Source organism: Paenibacillus sp. JT22N7 (assembly GCF_059383875.1).
This window is the reverse complement of record NZ_JBXENY010000005.1, coordinates 597,238-615,382: the sequence shown is the minus strand read 5'-3', so window position 1 is coordinate 615,382 and position 18,145 is coordinate 597,238. Positions and strand designations below refer to the sequence as shown.

The 18,145-nt window shown below is 48.3% G+C and carries 16 protein-coding genes and 1 tRNA gene; 16 read left to right on the top strand and 1 reads right to left on the bottom strand.

Going from position 1 to position 18,145, the window contains the following annotated elements; translation table 11 throughout:
• Positions 1–19 precede the first annotated feature (19 nt).
• Both AC50Y5_RS17065 and AC50Y5_RS17060 read left to right on the top strand, forming a co-directional pair.
• Entirely contained in the window at positions 20–1,033 is a 1,014-nt protein-coding gene (locus tag AC50Y5_RS17065) for an HD-GYP domain-containing protein (RefSeq protein ID WP_056037515.1), read from the top strand.
• 62 nt (positions 1,034–1,095) lie between these two features.
• A complete protein-coding gene (locus AC50Y5_RS17060; RefSeq protein ID WP_494862287.1) occupies positions 1,096–2,178 on the top strand; it encodes a GGDEF domain-containing protein in 1,083 nt (360 codons plus the stop codon).
• Positions 2,179–2,242: 64 nt separating this feature from the next.
• Here the strand turns inward: AC50Y5_RS17060 and pdxR are convergent, their stop codons facing one another.
• A complete protein-coding gene (pdxR, locus tag AC50Y5_RS17055; RefSeq protein WP_494862285.1) occupies positions 2,243–3,688 on the bottom strand; it encodes a MocR-like pyridoxine biosynthesis transcription factor PdxR in 1,446 nt (481 codons plus the stop codon).
• Between the two features lie 191 nt (positions 3,689–3,879).
• Between pdxR and AC50Y5_RS17050 the strand changes: the two genes are divergently transcribed.
• The 14 genes from AC50Y5_RS17050 to AC50Y5_RS16985 all read left to right on the top strand — a co-directional run bounded on the left by AC50Y5_RS17050 (position 3,880) and on the right by AC50Y5_RS16985 (position 18,141).
• Complete coding sequence (locus AC50Y5_RS17050) at positions 3,880–4,836, top strand: carbon-nitrogen hydrolase family protein (RefSeq protein ID WP_494862283.1); 957 nt, start codon at positions 3,880–3,882, stop codon at positions 4,834–4,836.
• A gap of 38 nt (positions 4,837–4,874) precedes the next feature.
• Positions 4,875–5,009: a hypothetical protein gene (locus AC50Y5_RS17045; protein WP_257790757.1), complete on the top strand. Its 135-nt coding sequence runs from the start codon at positions 4,875–4,877 to the stop codon at positions 5,007–5,009.
• Between the two features lie 275 nt (positions 5,010–5,284).
• Positions 5,285–5,857 carry a nucleotidyltransferase family protein gene (locus AC50Y5_RS17040; protein ID WP_494862280.1) on the top strand — a complete coding sequence of 191 codons (573 nt, stop codon included), beginning with the start codon at positions 5,285–5,287 and terminating at the stop codon, positions 5,855–5,857.
• A gap of 115 nt (positions 5,858–5,972) precedes the next feature.
• Positions 5,973–6,557: a TetR/AcrR family transcriptional regulator gene (locus AC50Y5_RS17035; RefSeq protein ID WP_494862278.1), complete on the top strand. Its 585-nt coding sequence runs from the start codon at positions 5,973–5,975 to the stop codon at positions 6,555–6,557.
• Between the two features lie 66 nt (positions 6,558–6,623).
• Positions 6,624–8,081 (top strand): DHA2 family efflux MFS transporter permease subunit, encoded by a 1,458-nt coding sequence (locus AC50Y5_RS17030; RefSeq protein WP_056037554.1) that lies wholly within the window; start codon positions 6,624–6,626, stop codon positions 8,079–8,081.
• Positions 8,082–8,192: 111 nt separating this feature from the next.
• Positions 8,193–8,274 (top strand) — tRNA-Leu (locus AC50Y5_RS17025).
• Positions 8,275–8,466: 192 nt separating this feature from the next.
• Positions 8,467–9,516, top strand: coding sequence for a LacI family DNA-binding transcriptional regulator (locus AC50Y5_RS17020; protein ID WP_494862276.1), 1,050 nt, complete (start codon positions 8,467–8,469; stop codon positions 9,514–9,516).
• A gap of 31 nt (positions 9,517–9,547) precedes the next feature.
• Positions 9,548–9,742 carry a hypothetical protein gene (locus AC50Y5_RS17015; protein ID WP_056037493.1) on the top strand — a complete coding sequence of 65 codons (195 nt, stop codon included), beginning with the start codon at positions 9,548–9,550 and terminating at the stop codon, positions 9,740–9,742.
• Between the two features lie 37 nt (positions 9,743–9,779).
• A complete protein-coding gene (locus AC50Y5_RS17010) occupies positions 9,780–11,189 on the top strand; it encodes an ABC transporter substrate-binding protein (protein WP_494862344.1) in 1,410 nt (469 codons plus the stop codon).
• Between the two features lie 161 nt (positions 11,190–11,350).
• Positions 11,351–14,215, top strand: coding sequence for an extracellular solute-binding protein (locus AC50Y5_RS17005; RefSeq protein ID WP_494862342.1), 2,865 nt, complete (start codon positions 11,351–11,353; stop codon positions 14,213–14,215).
• Between the two features lie 115 nt (positions 14,216–14,330).
• Positions 14,331–15,203 carry a carbohydrate ABC transporter permease gene (locus AC50Y5_RS17000; RefSeq protein ID WP_442952539.1) on the top strand — a complete coding sequence of 291 codons (873 nt, stop codon included), beginning with the start codon at positions 14,331–14,333 and terminating at the stop codon, positions 15,201–15,203.
• Positions 15,204–15,208: 5 nt separating this feature from the next.
• Entirely contained in the window at positions 15,209–16,072 is an 864-nt protein-coding gene (locus AC50Y5_RS16995; RefSeq protein ID WP_056037486.1) for a carbohydrate ABC transporter permease, read from the top strand.
• A 19-nt stretch (positions 16,073–16,091) separates the two neighbouring features.
• A complete protein-coding gene (locus AC50Y5_RS16990; RefSeq protein ID WP_162241909.1) occupies positions 16,092–17,540 on the top strand; it encodes an SMP-30/gluconolactonase/LRE family protein in 1,449 nt (482 codons plus the stop codon).
• Positions 17,518–18,141 (top strand): YIP1 family protein, encoded by a 624-nt coding sequence (locus tag AC50Y5_RS16985; protein WP_494862273.1) that lies wholly within the window; start codon positions 17,518–17,520, stop codon positions 18,139–18,141. The genes AC50Y5_RS16990 and AC50Y5_RS16985 overlap by 23 nt, the downstream gene beginning before the upstream one ends.
• Positions 18,142–18,145 lie beyond the last annotated feature (4 nt).

Genomic DNA, 18,145 nt, shown 5'->3' with positions numbered 1-18,145 from the left:
GAGCGCAGGTGTTTTGAGGGTGGACAACGGCAATCAATTGTTTTTGGGAAAGCAGCTGGCTCAGGATTTGTTTAATCATAACGGAGTGCTTGTTGCTCCTGCCCATACCGTATTGGATCAGGAACAGCTCGACTTGATTTATCGCCATGCGATCGAACTGGAAGAAAGGGAGATTAAGCGGGATAAGGAGAAATCGCAGGCACAGGAAAAAATGGACGGCTGTACGCTGTACATGGCGGAGCTGTTTGAGCAAATTCGTTATGCCAAGCAAATTCCAGTGCTGCAAATCCGTGAAAAAATTATTCCTTCGATTAATGAGCTGACGGAGCTTCCTGATTTTTACGAATTGCTGGGCGCTTTGCAATCCAAAGATGATTATTCTTACCGCCATAATATAGGGGTAGGTGTATTATCTGCTTTAATTGGAAAATGGATGGATATGGATGAGCGCGATCTCATGCAGCTTACGATGGCGGCTACTCTCCACGATATTGGCAAAACGAAAATTTCAAATGAAATTTTGAACAAGCCGGCATTGCTTGATCCGAAAGAGTTTGACCTGATGAAAAAGCATACGATTTTTGGCTATGAGCTGCTCAAAGGGACCGTTGGCATTAATCATGTCCAAGCTTTGGTAGCGCTTCAGCATCATGAACGGCAAGATGGCAGCGGATACCCGCTCGGCTTGCGCTCTGAGCAAATCGCCCCGCTTAGCAAAATCGTAGCGGTAGCTGATGTTTTTCATGCGATGACCTCAGATCGGCCATATCGCAAAGCACTGCCCTTTTATGAGACGCTTATCCAAATGAACAATAATATTTTTGGCGAGTTTGATCCGCAAATCAGCAAGCTGTTTATGGACAAAATGATGCAGTCGATGCTTGGGCATCAGGTGCTGCTCACCAACAATCAAATCGGCTCCATCGTATTGATCAATCCGCAAAATGCACTTAGGCCGTTAGTGAAAATGAATGACAACTTTATTGATTTAAGCAGAGATACGAGTTTGCATATTCTCAAAGTTGCGCCTTAAGGCAAGCCGCATGCTATTCCTGTGGAAAACGCCGTCGCAGCAAGGCAGGTAAGGGACATCTTATGACAATAATAACGATTTTATCCGTTACATTCACATTGTTTTTTTTCAGCAAGCAGCTCATAAATGCTTTGCTTCATATGGATTTATTGCGCTTCGAAGTTAGAAGGAGACTTATGTTTGGCGTGGTATACGGCGTTTGCGGCATTTTGATCATGTTTTTTGGCGTGCCAGTATCCGATCACGGCATCATTGATTTTAGGTATTTCTTTATTATTATCGCTGCGTATTACGGGGGACTGCATGCGTCTATACTGGCATCTGCGCTTATTGCAGGGGGACGGGCACTGCTATTTGGCGGCTTGAATGAGGCATCCATCACCGCTGGGGCTTTCATTCTCTTGCTTGGGGTATTTTCAGGCATTATTTTTGCATACAAGCGCCTAGGTGGATTTTGGACAAAATGGAGCGTTTCTTTGCTGGTGTTAATGGCATTGCTTTATGGAAATGCTTGTTATACATATGGTTTAGAATGGTCCAGCTCGCTCTATAAATTTCTGTTCCCGCCGATGATTGCCAGCGGCCTTGTCGTCGCTTATTGCGTGCGTTATTTAACGCAGCGCGATGAGCTGTTCCAGCAGAAGGACCAGGAAGCAACAACGGATTTTCTTACTCAGCTGGCCAATGTCAGAGCATTCGATGCAGCGTTTAACCGTTTGTTTATTCAGGCGGAGAGCGGAAAGGAGCCGCTGGCTGTCCTGTTTCTGGATATTGATTATTTCAAAAAGATTAATGACACCTACGGCCATCCCGCAGGAGATGCCGTTTTGCGCGAGCTTGCTGCTATCGTTAGGCGTACGATTCGGGCAGAAGATGTAGCCTCACGCTATGGCGGCGAAGAATTTTCGATTTTGCTGCCTAATTGTTCGCCATCCGGTGCTTATGCTTTGGCGGAAAATTTACGCAGCACGATTCAGAAATGTCAAATTGCCGTTAATGACAAGCAAAAGGTAGGCGTGACCGTCTCGATCGGCATTGCCTGCTATCCGGAGGTTGAGCAGGAGTTTCTAATTGATTATGCCGATCAGGCTTTGTATCAGGCTAAGCTTTCCGGCAGAAACAAGACGATATTGTGGCGCTCCTAAAGCGGCATGGCATCTTGTTTATCGTCTTGTATTGCCCTTGCTTCATGGTGCCAGCCATACGGCTTCAGCTCTTCCGGGCTAAACTGGCGTGCAGTGCGGCGGCCAACCGTTCGATTCCCGATTCCATTTGCTCCGGCTCCGGCCGGGCATAGCTAAGACGAATGAAGCCTTCCTCCGAGCCATACACACTGCCAGGAACGAACACGAGCCCTCTCTGAATACTTTCTTCCAGCAGGCGATGATCGCTGATGTTCTCTTTGGATTTACACCATAGATTAAGCCCTCCTTGGTGCGCGGTAAATGCAAGTTTTTCTGAAAAATAATGCGCAAGCGCACCGATCATTCGCTGCTGCTTGGCCTCAAGCGCCTTTCGCAACATTTGCAAATGCAGCGGAAATTCGTTTGAAGCGAGCAGGCGTCCAGCCAGCCATTGAGGCAAAATGCTAAGGCCAAAGTCCATTTGCTGCCGGGCATCGGCGAGGCGGCTCACAACCGTTTGCGGTGCGACCAGCCAGCCGATTCGCAGGCCCGATGCAGCGATTTTGGATAATGAGCCAATATAGAGCACGATATCCTCCTTGTCCAGCGCTTTTAGTGATGGCAAAGGCTGATTGTGAAAGGAAGTCAGGCTGAACGGGTCGTCCTCTACAATCGGAATACGCAGCTCGGCAGCTATGGCTAATACGCGCTGCCTTTTTTCCATGCTCAAAGAAGTGCCTGTCGGATTTTGATAGTTCGGATTGAGAAAAAGCATGCGAATGCGATGCTCGCGATATAATCGCGCAATATCATCCGGATCAATGCCGTCATGATGAACCGGAAGACGGCAAATACGCAGTCCTGCAGATTGGAACATCGGCAGCGAATAGCAGTAGGAGGGATCTTCGATCGCAACGGCATCTCCTGGGGCAAGCAAACATTGCGTTATTAAATAGAGCGATTGCTGCGAGCCGGAAGTAACGAGAATAGAAGCTTCAGGAGCCGCAATGCCCTGTTTCCGCAAAAAAGCGCTTAGCTCCACCCGCAGCTGCGGATTGCCCTGTGGATGATCATAGCCGAGCGGCTCCGTGAATGGCTGCTCCTGCATAATGGACTGGAGGAGCCGGCTCGGAAACAGCGGCTCCGCCAGTTCGCCGCTCGCCATGTCAATCATTTGGCCATGGTGGCGCATGGATGAACGAATGCGCCTCATAAAGGGCAAATTAGGCAGGAAGCTGCCTCCTTCTGCATATTGCCGCCAATTGGGCGTATGCGAAGGGGATATCCCCCATTTACTGCGGCTCACGGTTGTGCCGCTCCCTACTTTGCTTTCCACCAAGCCGGCTGAGCGCAGCTCGGCATACGCCTGTACAATCGTGCTGCGATTAACGCCTAATTGCTCCGCCAGTTTGCGTTCGGAGGGAAGCGGGCTGCCTGGCGGATATTCGCCGGAGGCAATGCTGCGTTCCAGCAGCTCGGCAATTTGCAAGTAAACAGGCGTTTTTAATGTTCGATCCAGCTTCCACGTCATACGTACACCCCGTTCATTATCGATTTGTCTAATTCGGATTATTCCATTCATTATAGTACATTTTAGCGAATTGGATGGTCATTTTAGTGGATAAATGGATGGTTACATGATCAGCCAATCCATTTATGATTGTTAATAAGAGAGGTGGCTGCCCATGTAAGGGCAGTTGTCTTAGGGTGGGGGATGAACATATGGAGCACCGCAAGGTGAAAGTTGGTGTTGTGCAGGCTGCGCCTAGTTTATTGGATAAGCAATCGGCGTTCAAGCAAATAGCTGCCTATGCCGGCGAAGCAAGCAGACAAGGGGTCAAGCTGCTGGTGTTTCCTGAAGTATTTATCTCCGGTTACCCGCGCGGCATGACGTTTGGGAATCGCGTTGGAAGCCGAACAGCGGAGGGACGGGAAGACTTTCGCCGTTATGCGGAAAGTGCAATAACGATTCCGGGCGAGGATACCGACCTGTTAGGGGAAATTGCTGCCGCACATGGCTTATATCTAATCGTTGGTGCACTGGAGCGCGATCAGGAATATAGCGGTGCGACTTTATATAATTCAATCGTTTATGTAGGTCCTGATGGCAGGCTGCTTGGCAAACATCGAAAGCTTATTCCTACAGCTGCGGAGCGTCTGCTCTGGGGGCAAGGCGATGGCAGCACATTAACGGTTATCCAAACCCCTTTTGGACGAATAGGCGGCTTGATATGCTGGGAAAACTATATGCCGCTAGCTCGGACCGCCATGTATGCGAAAGGTATAGACCTTTTTATAACGCCTACAGCGGATGCCCGCGATACATGGCAATCGACGATTCGTCATATTGCCTGCGAAGGCCGCTGCTATGTGCTGTCGAGCAATCAGTTTGCTACGAAGTCCTTATATCCGAAGGATTTGGCGAGTTTTGCCGAGCTGGAGCAGATGGATGAGGTGCTGAGCAGGGGCGGCAGCGCTATCGTTGGGCCGCTAGGGGAATATATAGCAGAGCCTGTTTATGGGCGGGAGGCGCTGCTCGTGGCAGAGCTGGATATGTCGAAAATCGCCGAAAGCCGATTTGACTTTGATGTGGTCGGGCATTACAGCCGGCCGGACGTGTTTCAGCTGCATGTTAATGAATCCACGCAGTCTAATGTATTTTTTAAGAGCACATTGTAAAGGGAAAGAGCAGCTGTACAGCAGAAGGGAGCATTATAATGGATGTACCAGTTGGCGTATGGATTTCAGCGGTTGTTATCGTTGGCATTTTAGCATGGATTACTTTTTGGATTACGAACAAGGCTTACTCCAGAAAATGGGATGAAAATGACGAAGACAAGCTGAAAAATTAAAGCAGTGCAGTTAAAGCTTCAGCAGAACATGGTTTCCTATATTTCAAGTTTTTCGAACGCTTTGCCGGGGTGTGGTCAGCCTGGCAAGGCGTTTTTTTGCATTTATGAAATATAGGAAAGTATAGCATTGCGCGATACCTTCTCTATATTTCTAGGATTGAAACGCGCTGCGCCGCCAAAGGACGGTCACATCCGTTTCACCTTGTAAAAGCTCTTCCCAATAAGCGGTTTTTCAGTTAATATGAGAATATATGTTCGGTATTGGGGGCGGATTGATGAATCAAGAGTCATACATTATGGATATTATTCGGGGAGACGATTGGATGATGGACATCCTGCATACGGCAAGGGCGCTCGATTTGCCGGACTGGTGGGTATGCGCCGGGTTTGTGCGTTCTAAATTGTGGGATGTGCTGCATGATTTTAAGAAGCGGACGCCGCTTGCGGATGTGGATGTTATTTATTACGATGCCGAGTATCCGAGTGAGCACATCGAGAAGCAGCTGGAGCAGCAATTGCGGGGCCTGAGACCCGAGATCCCTTGGTCAGTGAAAAATCAGGCGAGAATGCATGTCGTCAGCGGCTTGCCGCCTTATTCCTGCGCGGTGGATGCGATTTCCAAATTTCCAGAAACGGCGACTTCGCTTGGGGTGGCGCTGGATGCGAATGGCCAGCTTCAGCTAGCGGCTCCATGCGGAGTAGCTGATGTCCTTCAAGCTGTGCTAAGGCCTACCGTTTATTATGAGCAGGGGACGGTCAATTACCACGTATACGAACAAAGAATCGTTAAGAAAAATTGGAAGGCGACATGGCCAAAAGTTCATAAAGCAGAGCAGCAGGAGGGATGACAACATCATATCTTAACAAAAATTAGTACTGTAATTACGAGTTTGCGCATTGACAGCCTGCCTTTTTTCACGTTTAATTAAATAGACCGTTCTCTATAATTAAGGTGGTGAAAAGGTGGCTTCAAAGCCGAATGCCCGCCAGCAGATCATAGATACAGCAATGAAGCTGTTTTGTGTGCAAGGGTATCATGCAACGGGGTTAAATCAAATTATTAAGGAAAGCTCTTGTCCGAAGGGGTCCTTGTACTACTATTTTCCTGAAGGCAAGGAGGAACTGGCGGTTGAATGTATTTCAACGATTAAGAATTTTGTGCTGGAAAAATGGCGGATGAATTTTGAACAGACTTCTAGTCCTGTAGCAGCCATCCAGGCCCATATTTCCGACATCATTCACGATGGGAAGCAATCGCAGTTTAGAGGATTTATGCCATTCAGCTTTTGGATGGCTGCTGAGACATGCCTGATTAGCGAAAGACTGAGAGCAGCGTGCCAAGTCGTTTTTATTGAATGGCAGCAGTATATTGCCCAGCAGCTCGTTGCCAATGGAGCGAATGACAACAGCGCTGCTGAAATAAGCAATGTGATTCTTTCCTTAGTGGAAGGTGCGCTTATTTTGGCCATCACTCATGGCGATGAGAAGCCGCTCGTCCATATTTCGCGTCTCGTGCCGTCAATTGTTAATGGTGGCCCAGCAAGCTAGAACAACAGGTTACAGCAAAATGAATTTTTAATTCGCAGGAGGATGACATAAGTGCAAGCAGGAACGATGCAAGAGACTTCAACATCACCCAATAAGACTTACAAAGTAATGCCGATTATGATTTCGCTATTGCTTAGCGGATTTATCGGTTTTTTTAGTGAGACCGCTCTAAATGTAGCATTGACTGATTTAATGAGAGATTTGAGCGTTAACGAGGCCACTGTACAATGGCTTACGACTATATTTTTGCTGACGCTGGGAGTACTGGTGCCGGTTTCAGGCATGCTGCTGCAATGGTTTACAACACGGCAACTGTTTGTATGGTCATTGATTTTTTCTATTATAGGAACATTCGTAGCGGCTCTTGCACCGAACTTTGAAACGCTGCTTATTGCGCGTGTGCTTCAAGCAACGGGAACAGGGCTGCTGCTGCCGTTATTATTTAATACGATTCTCGTCATTATCCCGATTGAGAAGCGTGGCGCAGCGATGGGGATTATCGGCCTCATTATGATGTTCGCACCAGCAACGGGGCCCACTTTTGCCGGTATTTTGATCGCAAACTTAAGCTGGCACTGGATTTTCTGGGTGTCCTTGCCGTTTTTGATTATTTCGTTATTTGTAGGGCTTGTCTATTTGCAAAATGTTTCTACCTTGACTAGGCCGCGTATCGACATATTGTCGATTTGCTTGTCTACCCTCGGCTTTGGCGGTGTCGTTTACGGCTTTAGCAGCGCGGGAGAAGGAGAGGATGGATGGGGCAGCGCGAAGGTCATTATCGCGATGACCGTAGGTATCGTTGCACTCATTTTATTTGTTATCCGCCAGCTTAAAATGAAAGAGCCAATGATTAATTTGACGACGTTTAAATACCCCATGTTTACGATCGGCTTAATTATGGTGTTTATTTGTATGATGGTTATTTTGTCCTCCATGCTGATACTGCCTATGTATTTGCAGCGCGGCCTTATGATGAGTCCGTTGACCGTTGGGCTGCTTCTCCTCCCAGGTGGGCTTATTAATGGCTTCTTGTCTCCTGTAATGGGCGGACTGTTTGATAAGTATGGACCAAAATGGCTCGTTCTTCCGGGCCTGTTGGTTGTTGCGGTTGTACTATGGTTTTTCTCTGATATTTCTACCGCGTCGACGACTGCGTTGATCATCGTGCTGCATTCCCTGCTAATGATCGGGATTTCGATGATTATGATGCCTGCGCAAACGAATGGTTTGAATCAGCTTCCACCTGAGCTGTATCCGCATGGAACAGCGATTATGAACACCTTGCAGCAGGTTGCGGGTGCCATTGGTACAGCGCTGGCAGTGAGTATTATGACAGCAGGAATGGAAAAATTCCTGAAGACAGCAGAAGGAAATCCAGAATCGCCAGCCAACTTGGTTAGCGGATTGACCGTTGGCGTGCAAAATGCTTTTATATTTGCCATGGTGCTTGCCCTTGTTGGGCTTGCCATTGCTTTCTTTATTAAGCGAGTGAAGGTGACGGCAGCAGGCGAACAAGGAGCTTAATTTCGGCTCTAAATAGAAGCCCAAATTATTTTTGAAACTTTTTTTGAAAAATGCTTGCGTGTTGCGATGTTTTCTGATATATTATATTTATTCGCTGTTAGCGAACATCGCGCGCGTGTGGCGGAATTGGCAGACGCACTAGACTTAGGATCTAGCGTTTCACGACGTGGGGGTTCAAGTCCCTCCACGCGCATTATGAATGGAAGAGTAAGGACTGTTTCAAGTAGTTTTTAACTACTGAGAAACAGTCCTTTTCTTTTATGTTTGTTTATTTGTTATCCGCCCCTTTTTTCTCTATTAGCAGTAAGGGATGTCATCTATTACATAACATGTCCGATTTTGCTATAATGGGACGATATATGATAGCAGAAGGGAAGCGTTGGGCTTGAAACAGGTCACCATTTATGATATTGCCAAAGAGGCCAAAGTATCGGTTGCCACCGTATCCAGGGTATTGAACGATACCGCCCCGGTAAAGGGATCTACACGAGCCAAGATTGAAGAGCTTATTCAAAAATACAACTTTCAGCCTAACGCAATGGCCAGAAGCTTACTAAAAAAAGAAACCGGCATTATTGGTGTCATTGTTCCTGACCTAACCAATCCCTTTTTCCCGGAAGTGTTCGCTGGAGCGGAGGAGGAGGGACAGCAGTCTGGGCATACTTTTCTGCTTAGCAATTCTATCGGGGATTACGCGAAAGAATCGGAGTATCTCAGCATTATGCGGGAGAAACGCGTCGATGGTGTTATTTTTTTAGGGGGAAGAATTAATTTAAAAAACTGCGATGAGCATTTGGTGCAGGAGCTCGTGCAGCATGCCAGCATCATTCCGACTGTGCTCGTTAACGGCGGGCTGCGCAATACGAACTTGATTAGAGTTGCTACGGACGAAGCGGTAGGTACTGCTCTCGCGGTCCGGCACCTAATCGAGCTGGGTCATACCGAAATCGGCTTCATTGGCGGGGAAAGCCATATGACGACAACTTCAATCAAGCTGCGGGCCTTCCGAAAGACGATGAAGGATGAGGGGCTTAGAATTCGGGACAATTGGCTGCTGCCGGACAGCTTCTCCATCGATTCGGGCAAGCGCCAAATGCTGAAGCTGCTCGACATGGAAGAGAGACCAACCGCTGTTTTCTGCGTCAACGATTATACCGCGATCGGGGCAATTAAGGCGGCGACGGAGGCTGGACTTACCATTCCAACTGACATTTCGATTGTTGGATTTGATGATATTCCGCTGGCGCATCATTTTATCCCTGAGCTCACTACCGTTTCCCAGCAGGCGCATGAGCTTGGGCGAATGGCGGTTCAAGTGCTTAAAGCGATCATGAAGAAGGAAAAGGTCAAACAGCTTACTTCTTTGGCACCACAGCTTATTGTTCGGCAAAGTACGGAAGCGCGGAGCGGCCAAAAGAAGGTCAGCTCGAATTAGAAGGCTGCATGAGGGGAGCTTTCCGCGCCTGATGCAAGAACGCCCTGAAAGAGCAGCAAGCCAGATGTTTATGGCTTGCTGCTCTTTTTTTAGGCCTAATGGAATGAGCGAGACAGCGATTATTCGCATCGATCCATATCTGGAAGATCTAAACTTTAATGTTGACCATAGTAAGGATGCGAGCTATACTGAAATGGGTTTCATGAAAGCCTTTACATTTAATTGACCATCAATTAAGGGGAGCGTGCTGAACAGTGAAACAGATGAAAAAGATGAAATCGATGTTGCTTATTTTATTAACGGCTGGATTGATGATTCTGTCTGCTTGCAGTAGCAACAATGCGGGAAATGCAATAGCTACCCAAGCGCCTGCCGCAACGGCAACGGCAACAGATGCGGAGGAAACGATTGCTCCTAGCCAGGAGCCTGAGCCTCCAGCCGCCGATTTGGGCGGCAGAGAAATTCGCATCTCGCATTGGTGGGATGCTGCCCCTGACGGAGATTCCGAAGCGGATGAATTGGCACGTGAAAGAATCAAAAAAGTGGAAGAAAAATATAACGTGAAAATCAAATACTTAAATACGGAATATTGGTCGACTACAGAGAAGCTGTCTTCCTCTGTGATGTCCAACGATCCTTTCGCTGAAATTGTCCGACTGCCTGACGGCTTCATATGGGGCCTGATGCAAGGGGGATTTTTGACGCCATTGGAAGATTACCTTAAAGATACGCGAATTGCACCGGATGTCGTTGAAGCGATGCGCTTTGGCGGGGATCATGTATTTGGACTAGAAAGCTGGTATAACCCGAATGACACCGGGATGTTCTATAACAAAAGGATTTTCAAGGAAGCGGGCTTAAAAGATCCGCAGCAGCTAATGGACGAGGACAATTGGAGTTGGACGACGATGCTGGATGCCGCGAAGAAGCTGACCGTAGACAATAATGGTGACGGAAAAGCAGACCAATATGGCCTTGCCGGTGCGCATTATGTGTTCTCGGAGCTGCTCATTGCCAGCAACGGCGGCATTATTTACGACGAGGCGAACAAAAAAGTAGCTTTTGATTCACCCGCTTCTATGGAAGCGCTTAACTTCCTGTATAGCCTGTATAACGAGAATAAAGTTGTGAAGAAAAATGAAGGAAACGACTGGGAGGATCCGGCGAAATATTTTGCAGAAGGTACGATTGCGATGTATCCGGGCGGCTTGTGGGAAATCGAAGGACGCCTCCAGGATAAGATGAAGGATGAGTGGGGATACGTTTATCTTCCTAAGGGACCGCAGGCAGACACCTATTTAGATCCGCTTGGTCAAACGGCAGCTTACGTCATACCTAAAGGGGTCAAGGATGCCGATGTCATCGTGAAAATTTGGGAGGAGCTTCAGGATTTCGATAACTGGCAGGAAAATCGCAGGTTATGGCAGGAAAATGTGCTGCCGGATGAAAGCTCCATCGCTAACGCCATGAATGACGATGGAAAGGTACAGCGTGTGTTCGGCGGACGCTTCGGGGGGCTCGGTATTAAGGATCAGCTCGACTCCGTAACCGGCAAATTCGTCAAAGGCGAAATTACGCCGGCAACAGGCGTCGCCCAAGTCATTGGGCCTGCGCAAGCGGCTGCTGAAAAAGTGCTTAGAGGCGAGCAAGACAAGAAAGACGACAAAAAGTAAATGCCGAAAGCTTTGCCCATAAAAAAGCGGCCTGCCCGGCTTTCCGATTGGGAAAACCGGGCGGTTGCCGTCAAACAAAATTTCGCCAGTTTATAAAAGGGGGGAATTAGGTGGAAATCGTATTTACCAGAAAAACGGCCGCTAGGATAATAGTTATCGCTATGCTGATTTCGATATTGGTTTTCCCTATATCTCAGTCCGGCGCAGCGAGTGTTCAAGCTGACTCAACGACAGCAGCCGATCCAAACGGCGACCAGAGCTTTTTGACAAATGAATCGGAAAACAGCTACGGCCATTACATGCAGCGCTACAAGGACGAAGAACGGCCTCAAGAGGAGATTGTCATTCAAGGGGCGGATTATACAAGCGCAAGCGATATGGAACCTGAGATCATCCATGAGCTCGGCGGCGTATCGGGCGACTTCGTCAAGACGGGAGAAAGCGGCTCCATGGAGTGGGAACTTGAGGTGCCGAAATCCGGCCTGTATCATATCGCCATTCGCTATTTTCCAATCGAAGGAAAAAGCTCGGCAATCGAGCGGGAGCTGTTGATCGACGGAGTGCTGCCGTTCACCAGCGCCAGAAATTTGACCTTTCAGCGCATATGGAAAAATGAAAGTGATCAGATTTTGCAGGATAACCGGGGAAATGAGCTGCGGCCGCGCCAGGTAGAATCGCCGATGTGGCAGGAAGCGCTGCTGCGGGATACAGAGGGCTATTACGAGGAGCCGTATGTCTTTTATTTTTCGTCTGGCAAGCACACGATGACGCTGGTATCTTCCAGAGAAGCGATGGCGATCGACTATTTGAAAGTGTACCGCTATGATGAGCCTTCATCTTACGAGGAGGTAGAGCTGGGCTACAAGTCCAAGGGCTATGCGGAGACTAGCGGACATTTGATTAAGCTGCAAGGCGAATATGCCGCTTACAAATCGTCTCCGACCTTATATCCAATTTCCGACCGTTCAAGCCCGTCTACAGAGCCTTATGACGTATCCAAGATTAAGATGAATACGATTGGCGGCAACAATTGGCGGGTGCCGGGCCAATGGATCGCATGGGATGTTGAAGCGCCAGAGGATGGATTATACCGGATTGCGATCAAGAATAGGCAAGAATTGCTGCGGGGCATTTATTCCACTCGCTCGCTATGGATTGATGGGGCCATTCCGTTTCAAGAAATGACGCAAATTCCGTTTTATTATGATTCGGACTGGCAGATGAATGTGCTCGGCAGCGAGGAAAAGCCCTATTTATTTTATATGACGAAAGGGAAGCATGAGTTGAAGCTTGAGGTGAGCTTAGGCGCAATGGCTCCTTTGATTCGCCAAGTAGAAGCAAGCCTGCTCGACATCAATGCGATGTATCGCAAAATCCTGATGATTACCGGCAATGTGCCCGATCCTTATAGGGATTATCAATTAGATAAACAAATACCCGACATGGTCGGCGTGTTTCAGGAGCAAAGCGACATTTTGTACGCCGTGTCGAAGGAGCTAGTGCGCCTGACAGGAGAGAAGAGCGACAAGACGGCCATATTGGATAAAACTGCCTATCAATTAGCAGATTTGGCCCAAAAACCGGAAACGGTCCAGAAGCGGCTGTCTCAATTCAAAATCAATGTTGGCAGCGTCGGAGCTTGGATTTTGCAAGTGAGGGAGCAGCCGCTTGAAATCGATTACCTCGCCTTGGCTTCGTCTGATGTAGAGCTGCCCGGTGCGAATGCTTCAGCTTCTAAAAAAATCGTTCATGAGGTATCTTCCTTCTTTCATTCCTTCTTTGAAGATTACGATACGATTGGAAACATGGCGCAGGATGAGCAATCGATAACAGTATGGATCGGAACCGGCCGCGATCAGGCTCAAGTGCTGAAAGCGATGATCGACGATACCTTTACGCCGCTAACCGGTGTGGGAGTGAACCTTAAGCTTGTCAATCAGGATGTGCTGCTGCGTGCGTCTCTGGCGGGGGAAGGACCCGATGTAGCTATGCAGGTCGGCAACGATGTGCCGGTAAATTTCGGCATGCGGAACGCAGCGGAAGATTTGTCGCAATTTTCAGGCTATAGGGCGGTCGTGCAGCAGTTCAGGGACAGCGCTATAGTGCCTTACCGCTATGAGGACAAGGTGTTTGCTCTGCCTGAGCAGCAAATTTTCAATATGCTTTTTTACCGGAAGGATATACTCGAGGAGCTGAAGCTTGAGCCGCCGCAAACGTGGGATGATGTGTACGCCATGATTCCGGTGCTGCAAAAGCATCATATGGATTTCGCGCTGCCGATTGCCCAGACGACGGGTGTTCCTGTGCTGGAAGCGAATCGGGCGTTTGCCATGCTTTTGTACCAGATGGACGGCTCCTTCTATTTGAACAACGGGGCCAAAAGCGGGCTCGATACAGAGGTCGGGCTAGATGCATTCAAAAAATGGACCGACTTCTATACGAGCTACAAACTGCCGCTCATCTTTGATTTTCCAATGCGCTTTCGCACAGGAGAAATGCCGGTCGGCATACAGGATTATACCTTTTACAATTATTTGAGCGTATCCGCGCCAGAAATTAAAGGCTTATGGGAGTTTATTCCCGTTCCGGGCACCGTGCAGCAGGACGGTTCCATTCGCCGGGATGTGGCTAGCGGCGGGACGGCCGCCATTATGCTTAAGCAGGCTAAAAACAAGGACGCAGCCTGGGAATTTATGAAATGGTGGGTGGGCAAGGATGCCCAGGTTCGTTTCGGCAGAGAGATGGAGGGATTGATGGGCGCTGCAGCGCGTTATCCGACCGCCAATATCGAAGCGCTCAAGGAGCTGCCATGGCCGGCTCGCAATTATCGCAGCCTCGAAGAACAATGGCAATGGGTGCAGGGCGTGCCGGAGGTGCCGGGGGGGTATTTTACAGGAAGGCACTTGGACAATGCTTTGCGGGAAGTCATTAACAATGGAACGAATACAGCCGACTCCTTATACGATTATGTCCAAGAAATCGACTATGAAATTGAGCAAAAAAGAGACGAATTTCATTTGAAATGAGGGGACTTAAGGAGGGACTCTTTTGCAGAAAACGAAAATCGCGGCTGAGATCATGCTCCAGCCGAAGGGCCGCCTTGCTAGGCCGCAGCGAAAATGGGAGCTGTTCATCAAGGATATGAAGCGGGATAAGCATTTGTTTGTCCTGCTGGCTCCTTATATGGTGCTGTTTCTGTTATTTACGGTGCTGCCGGTCGTCATTTCAATCTTTTTCAGCTTTACGCATTTTAATATGCTTGAATTTCCGCGCTGGGTCGGATGGGAAAACTATTCCAAGCTGCTTTGGAACGACGATGTATTTCTCATTGGACTTAAAAATACGCTTATTTTTGCAGTCATAACCGGCCCGGTCAGCTATATCGCTTGTTTTGTATTCGCGTGGCTTATTAATGAGCTTAATCCGAAAATTAGAGCATTTATGACGCTCGTGTTTTTTGCGCCTTCGATTTCGGGCAACGTCTTCTTTATTTGGCAAATTATTTTTTCAAGCGATTCGTATGGCATTATGAACGGCTTTCTGATGAAGATCGGGTTTATTTACGAGCCGATTCAATGGCTGCAGAATCCTGACTATATGCTCAAAATTATTATTATCGTCCAGCTGTGGCTCAGCCTTGGAACCAGCTTTCTCGCGTTTATTGCCGGCTTGCAGACGGTTGACCGCACATTGTATGAGGCAGGGGCGGTGGATGGCGTGAAAAATCGCTGGCAGGAGCTGTGGTTTATTACCCTTCCTTCCATGAGGCCGCAGCTGATGTTTGGCGCCGTCATCCAGATTACGTCTTCCCTTGCAGTAGCCGACGTGGCGATGGCTTTGGCTGGCTTTCCAAGCGTGCAGTACGGAGCACATACAGTCGTGACCCATTTGGTCGATTACGGGACAATTCGTTTTGAAATGGGCTATGCGTCTGCTATCGCAACGGTATTGTTTATGCTCATGCTGGGCACCAATCTGGCCGTTCAAAAGTTGCTGAAGAGGGTGGGGGAATAGGCGAAATGAAGCTGGCCATGCGTCTGAAAAAAAGAGTGAACCGGTCCTGGCAGGTGGATATAATGCTGCTCCTCGTACTGGGCTTGTTCGGTTCCTTTATGGCAGTTCCGTTGATTTATGTCATGAATAATGCTTTTAAGCCACTTGATGAGTTGTTTATATTCCCGCCTACGTTGTTCGTCAGGAATGCAACGCTTGAAAATTTCGCGGATTTGTTTCAAGTTATGAAAAACTCATGGGTTCCATTTTCCAGATACATTTTCAATACCGTTTTTATTACGGCGGCAGGAACGGCAGGACATATTTTGCTGGCATCGGCGGCGGCTTACCCGCTGGCCAAGCATAAGTTTCGCGGACATAAAGTGCTGTTCACGGTTATTGTCCTGTCGCTGATGTTTTCCCCGCATGTGACGGCGATTCCCAATTATATGATTATGTCCGTGCTGGGATGGATGGATTCGTACCAAGCGGTAATCGTTCCGGCGTTTGCTTATCCGCTTGGCCTGTACTTAATGAAGCAGTTCATGGAGCAAATACCGGATGCTTTGCTGGAGGCTGCCAAGATCGACGGCGCCAGCGAATACCGGATATTTTGGCAGGTTGTTATGCCGCTCGTCAAGCCTGCCTGGCTGACACTGTTAATTCTAATGATGCAAATGCTTTGGGGAACGGATGGAGGCAGCTTCATTTACAGCGAACAGCTCAAGACGATGCATTATGCGATGGGGCAAATCATTCAAGGCGGTATTGCCCGCGCAGGGGTAGGCGCCGCAGTTGCAGTCATTATGATGACCGTGCCGATCGTGACGTTTGTTTTTTCACAGAGCAATGTCATTCAGACGATGGCTTCATCTGGAATGAAGGACTAAAGCGATGGGGGCGTATGGATTGAAAATAAAGCGAGCGATTCTGTTTTTGGCAGCTGTGCTGCTTTTCGCCGGCTTAAGTCCGAAGCTGGCCCACGCGTCGCCGTATGAGGGGTATACCTATTCCTATTGGGGGGAGACCGTTCATTCGCCAATTGCGTATCTTCCATCCAAGACGATAACGGGGCAAGAAATAGGGGTAGGGCCATGGAGCTCTCCCGCTGATATGTTTGTTGCGCCTGACGGCCATTTGTACGTTCTGGATTCAGGAAACGGGCGAATTGTCGTGCTTGACAGCCAGTGGAAGGCAGTCCGTCAAATTAAGAGCTTTCAGAATAACGGCAAGCAGGACGGTTTCAATAATCCGGAAGGCCTTTTCGTAACGGAGGGTGGTCATATTTTTGTGGCGGATACTGAAAATAGGCGTGTCGTCGAGCTGGACGGCAGCGGATCGTTCGTCAGAGAAATTTCCGCTCCAAAGTCGGAGGTCATCAGCAGCAATTTTGAATATTTCCCGCGAAAGGTCATCGTGGATAAAGCCGGACGTATTTACGTTGTCGCCAGAGGCGTCTTCGAGGGCATTATCGAATTTGACAGCGAGGGCGGCTTTACTGGATTTATGGGGACGAACCGGGTGCAGTTTGATCCTGTAGATTTATTCTGGAAGACGGTATCGACTAAAGAACAGCGGGAAAAGCTCATCCGGTTTGTTCCCATTGAATTTAACAATGTAGATGTTGATTTGGATGGTTTCATCTTTACGACTACAGCCGACAAGCAAACCTCGGCCCCTGTCAAAAGGCTGAACCCATCCGGCATTGACGTTATTCGGATAAATGGGAATATAGGTCCGGTAGGCGATTTGAGCAGAAATCGCTCGGCCTTCATTGACATCGATGTTAGCGGCAATGGCGTTTACCGGACGCTTGATTCGACCCGGGGACGGATTTTTACTTATAACGAAGACGGCAATTTATTATATGTATTTGGCCAGCTGGGCAATCAGCAGGGCACGTTTAAAAATCCGGTTGCGGTTGAAAGCTCCGGCAATCGGGTGTTTGTTCTGGACCGCGATCAGGGGAGAATTACCGAGTTTGCAGCGACCAAATTCGGAAGCCTCGTTAATGAAGCCAACGGATTATACAGCATAGGCAAGCACGATGATGCAGCAAAGCTGTGGAAGGAAGTGCTTCGGCTCGATGCGAACTACGAAATGGCCTATATCGGCATTGGCAAGTCGATGCTGCGCCAAGGCGAATATAAGCAAGCGATGACTTTTCTAAAACTGGGCAACGACAGGGAATATTATTCCAAAGCATTAACGAAATATCGCAGGGAATATATGCGTGAGCACTTTGGGATCTATATGACGGTACTGATCCCGCTGATTTTGGTCGTTATCGCCGTTCGCCGAAGCATGAGGCTCAGAAAGGGGGAACTGAAACAGGATGCAGTTTCTCAAGGAGGCTAGGTACTCGCTGCACGTTGCATTCCATCCCTTTGACGGGTTTTGGGATCTGAAATACGAGAATAAAGGAAAGCTCCGGATCGCGCTTGCCATTTTGCTCGCGGTGACGGTTACGATGATTCTGAAACGCCAGTATGCTGGCTATGTCGTCAACTATAATCATCCGCTGGAATTAAACAGCTTTGATGAATTAAAGTACATTGTGCTTCCTTTCCTTCTGTGGTGTGTCGCGAACTGGTCGCTCACTACGCTGATGGACGGAGAAGGGAAATTCAAAGAAATCGTCATCGCTACTGGCTATGCGCTGCTTCCTTTGATTTTGATTTATTTGCCCAATATGCTGCTCAGCAATGTGATTACGCTGCGCGAGGCTTCATTCTATTACTTGCTGGAATCGGCGGCAGCGCTATGGTTCGTTTGGCTGCTGTTTATTGGAACGATGACGGTTCATCAATATACGGTTACGAAGACGATCATGACGATGCTGTTAACGGTTGTAGTGATGGGCGTAATTATTTTTCTTGGGCTGCTCTTCTTCAGCTTGATCCAGCAAATCGTTAGTTTTGTGTACACGATTTATCAGGAACTATCATTGCGAGCCTAAGAAA

Bases quoted from the DNA above. Each gene is read 5' to 3' on its own strand.
- AC50Y5_RS17060 (WP_494862287.1), top strand. From the start codon at position 1,096: ATGACAATAATAACGATTTTATCCGTTACATTCACATTGTTTTTTTTC.
- pdxR (WP_494862285.1), bottom strand. From the start codon at position 3,688: ATGACGTGGAAGCTGGATCGAACATTAAAAACGCCTGTTTACTTGCAA.
- AC50Y5_RS17050 (WP_494862283.1), top strand. From the start codon at position 3,880: ATGGAGCACCGCAAGGTGAAAGTTGGTGTTGTGCAGGCTGCGCCTAGT.
- AC50Y5_RS17045 (WP_257790757.1), top strand. From the start codon at position 4,875: ATGGATGTACCAGTTGGCGTATGGATTTCAGCGGTTGTTATCGTTGGC.
- AC50Y5_RS17040 (WP_494862280.1), top strand. From the start codon at position 5,285: ATGAATCAAGAGTCATACATTATGGATATTATTCGGGGAGACGATTGG.
- AC50Y5_RS17030 (WP_056037554.1), top strand. From the start codon at position 6,624: ATGCAAGAGACTTCAACATCACCCAATAAGACTTACAAAGTAATGCCG.
- AC50Y5_RS17015 (WP_056037493.1), top strand. From the start codon at position 9,548: ATGCAAGAACGCCCTGAAAGAGCAGCAAGCCAGATGTTTATGGCTTGC.
- AC50Y5_RS17010 (WP_494862344.1), top strand. From the start codon at position 9,780: ATGAAAAAGATGAAATCGATGTTGCTTATTTTATTAACGGCTGGATTG.
- AC50Y5_RS17005 (WP_494862342.1), top strand. From the start codon at position 11,351: ATGCTGATTTCGATATTGGTTTTCCCTATATCTCAGTCCGGCGCAGCG.
- AC50Y5_RS17000 (WP_442952539.1), top strand. From the start codon at position 14,331: ATGAAGCGGGATAAGCATTTGTTTGTCCTGCTGGCTCCTTATATGGTG.
- AC50Y5_RS16995 (WP_056037486.1), top strand. From the start codon at position 15,209: ATGAAGCTGGCCATGCGTCTGAAAAAAAGAGTGAACCGGTCCTGGCAG.
- AC50Y5_RS16985 (WP_494862273.1), top strand. From the start codon at position 17,518: ATGCAGTTTCTCAAGGAGGCTAGGTACTCGCTGCACGTTGCATTCCAT.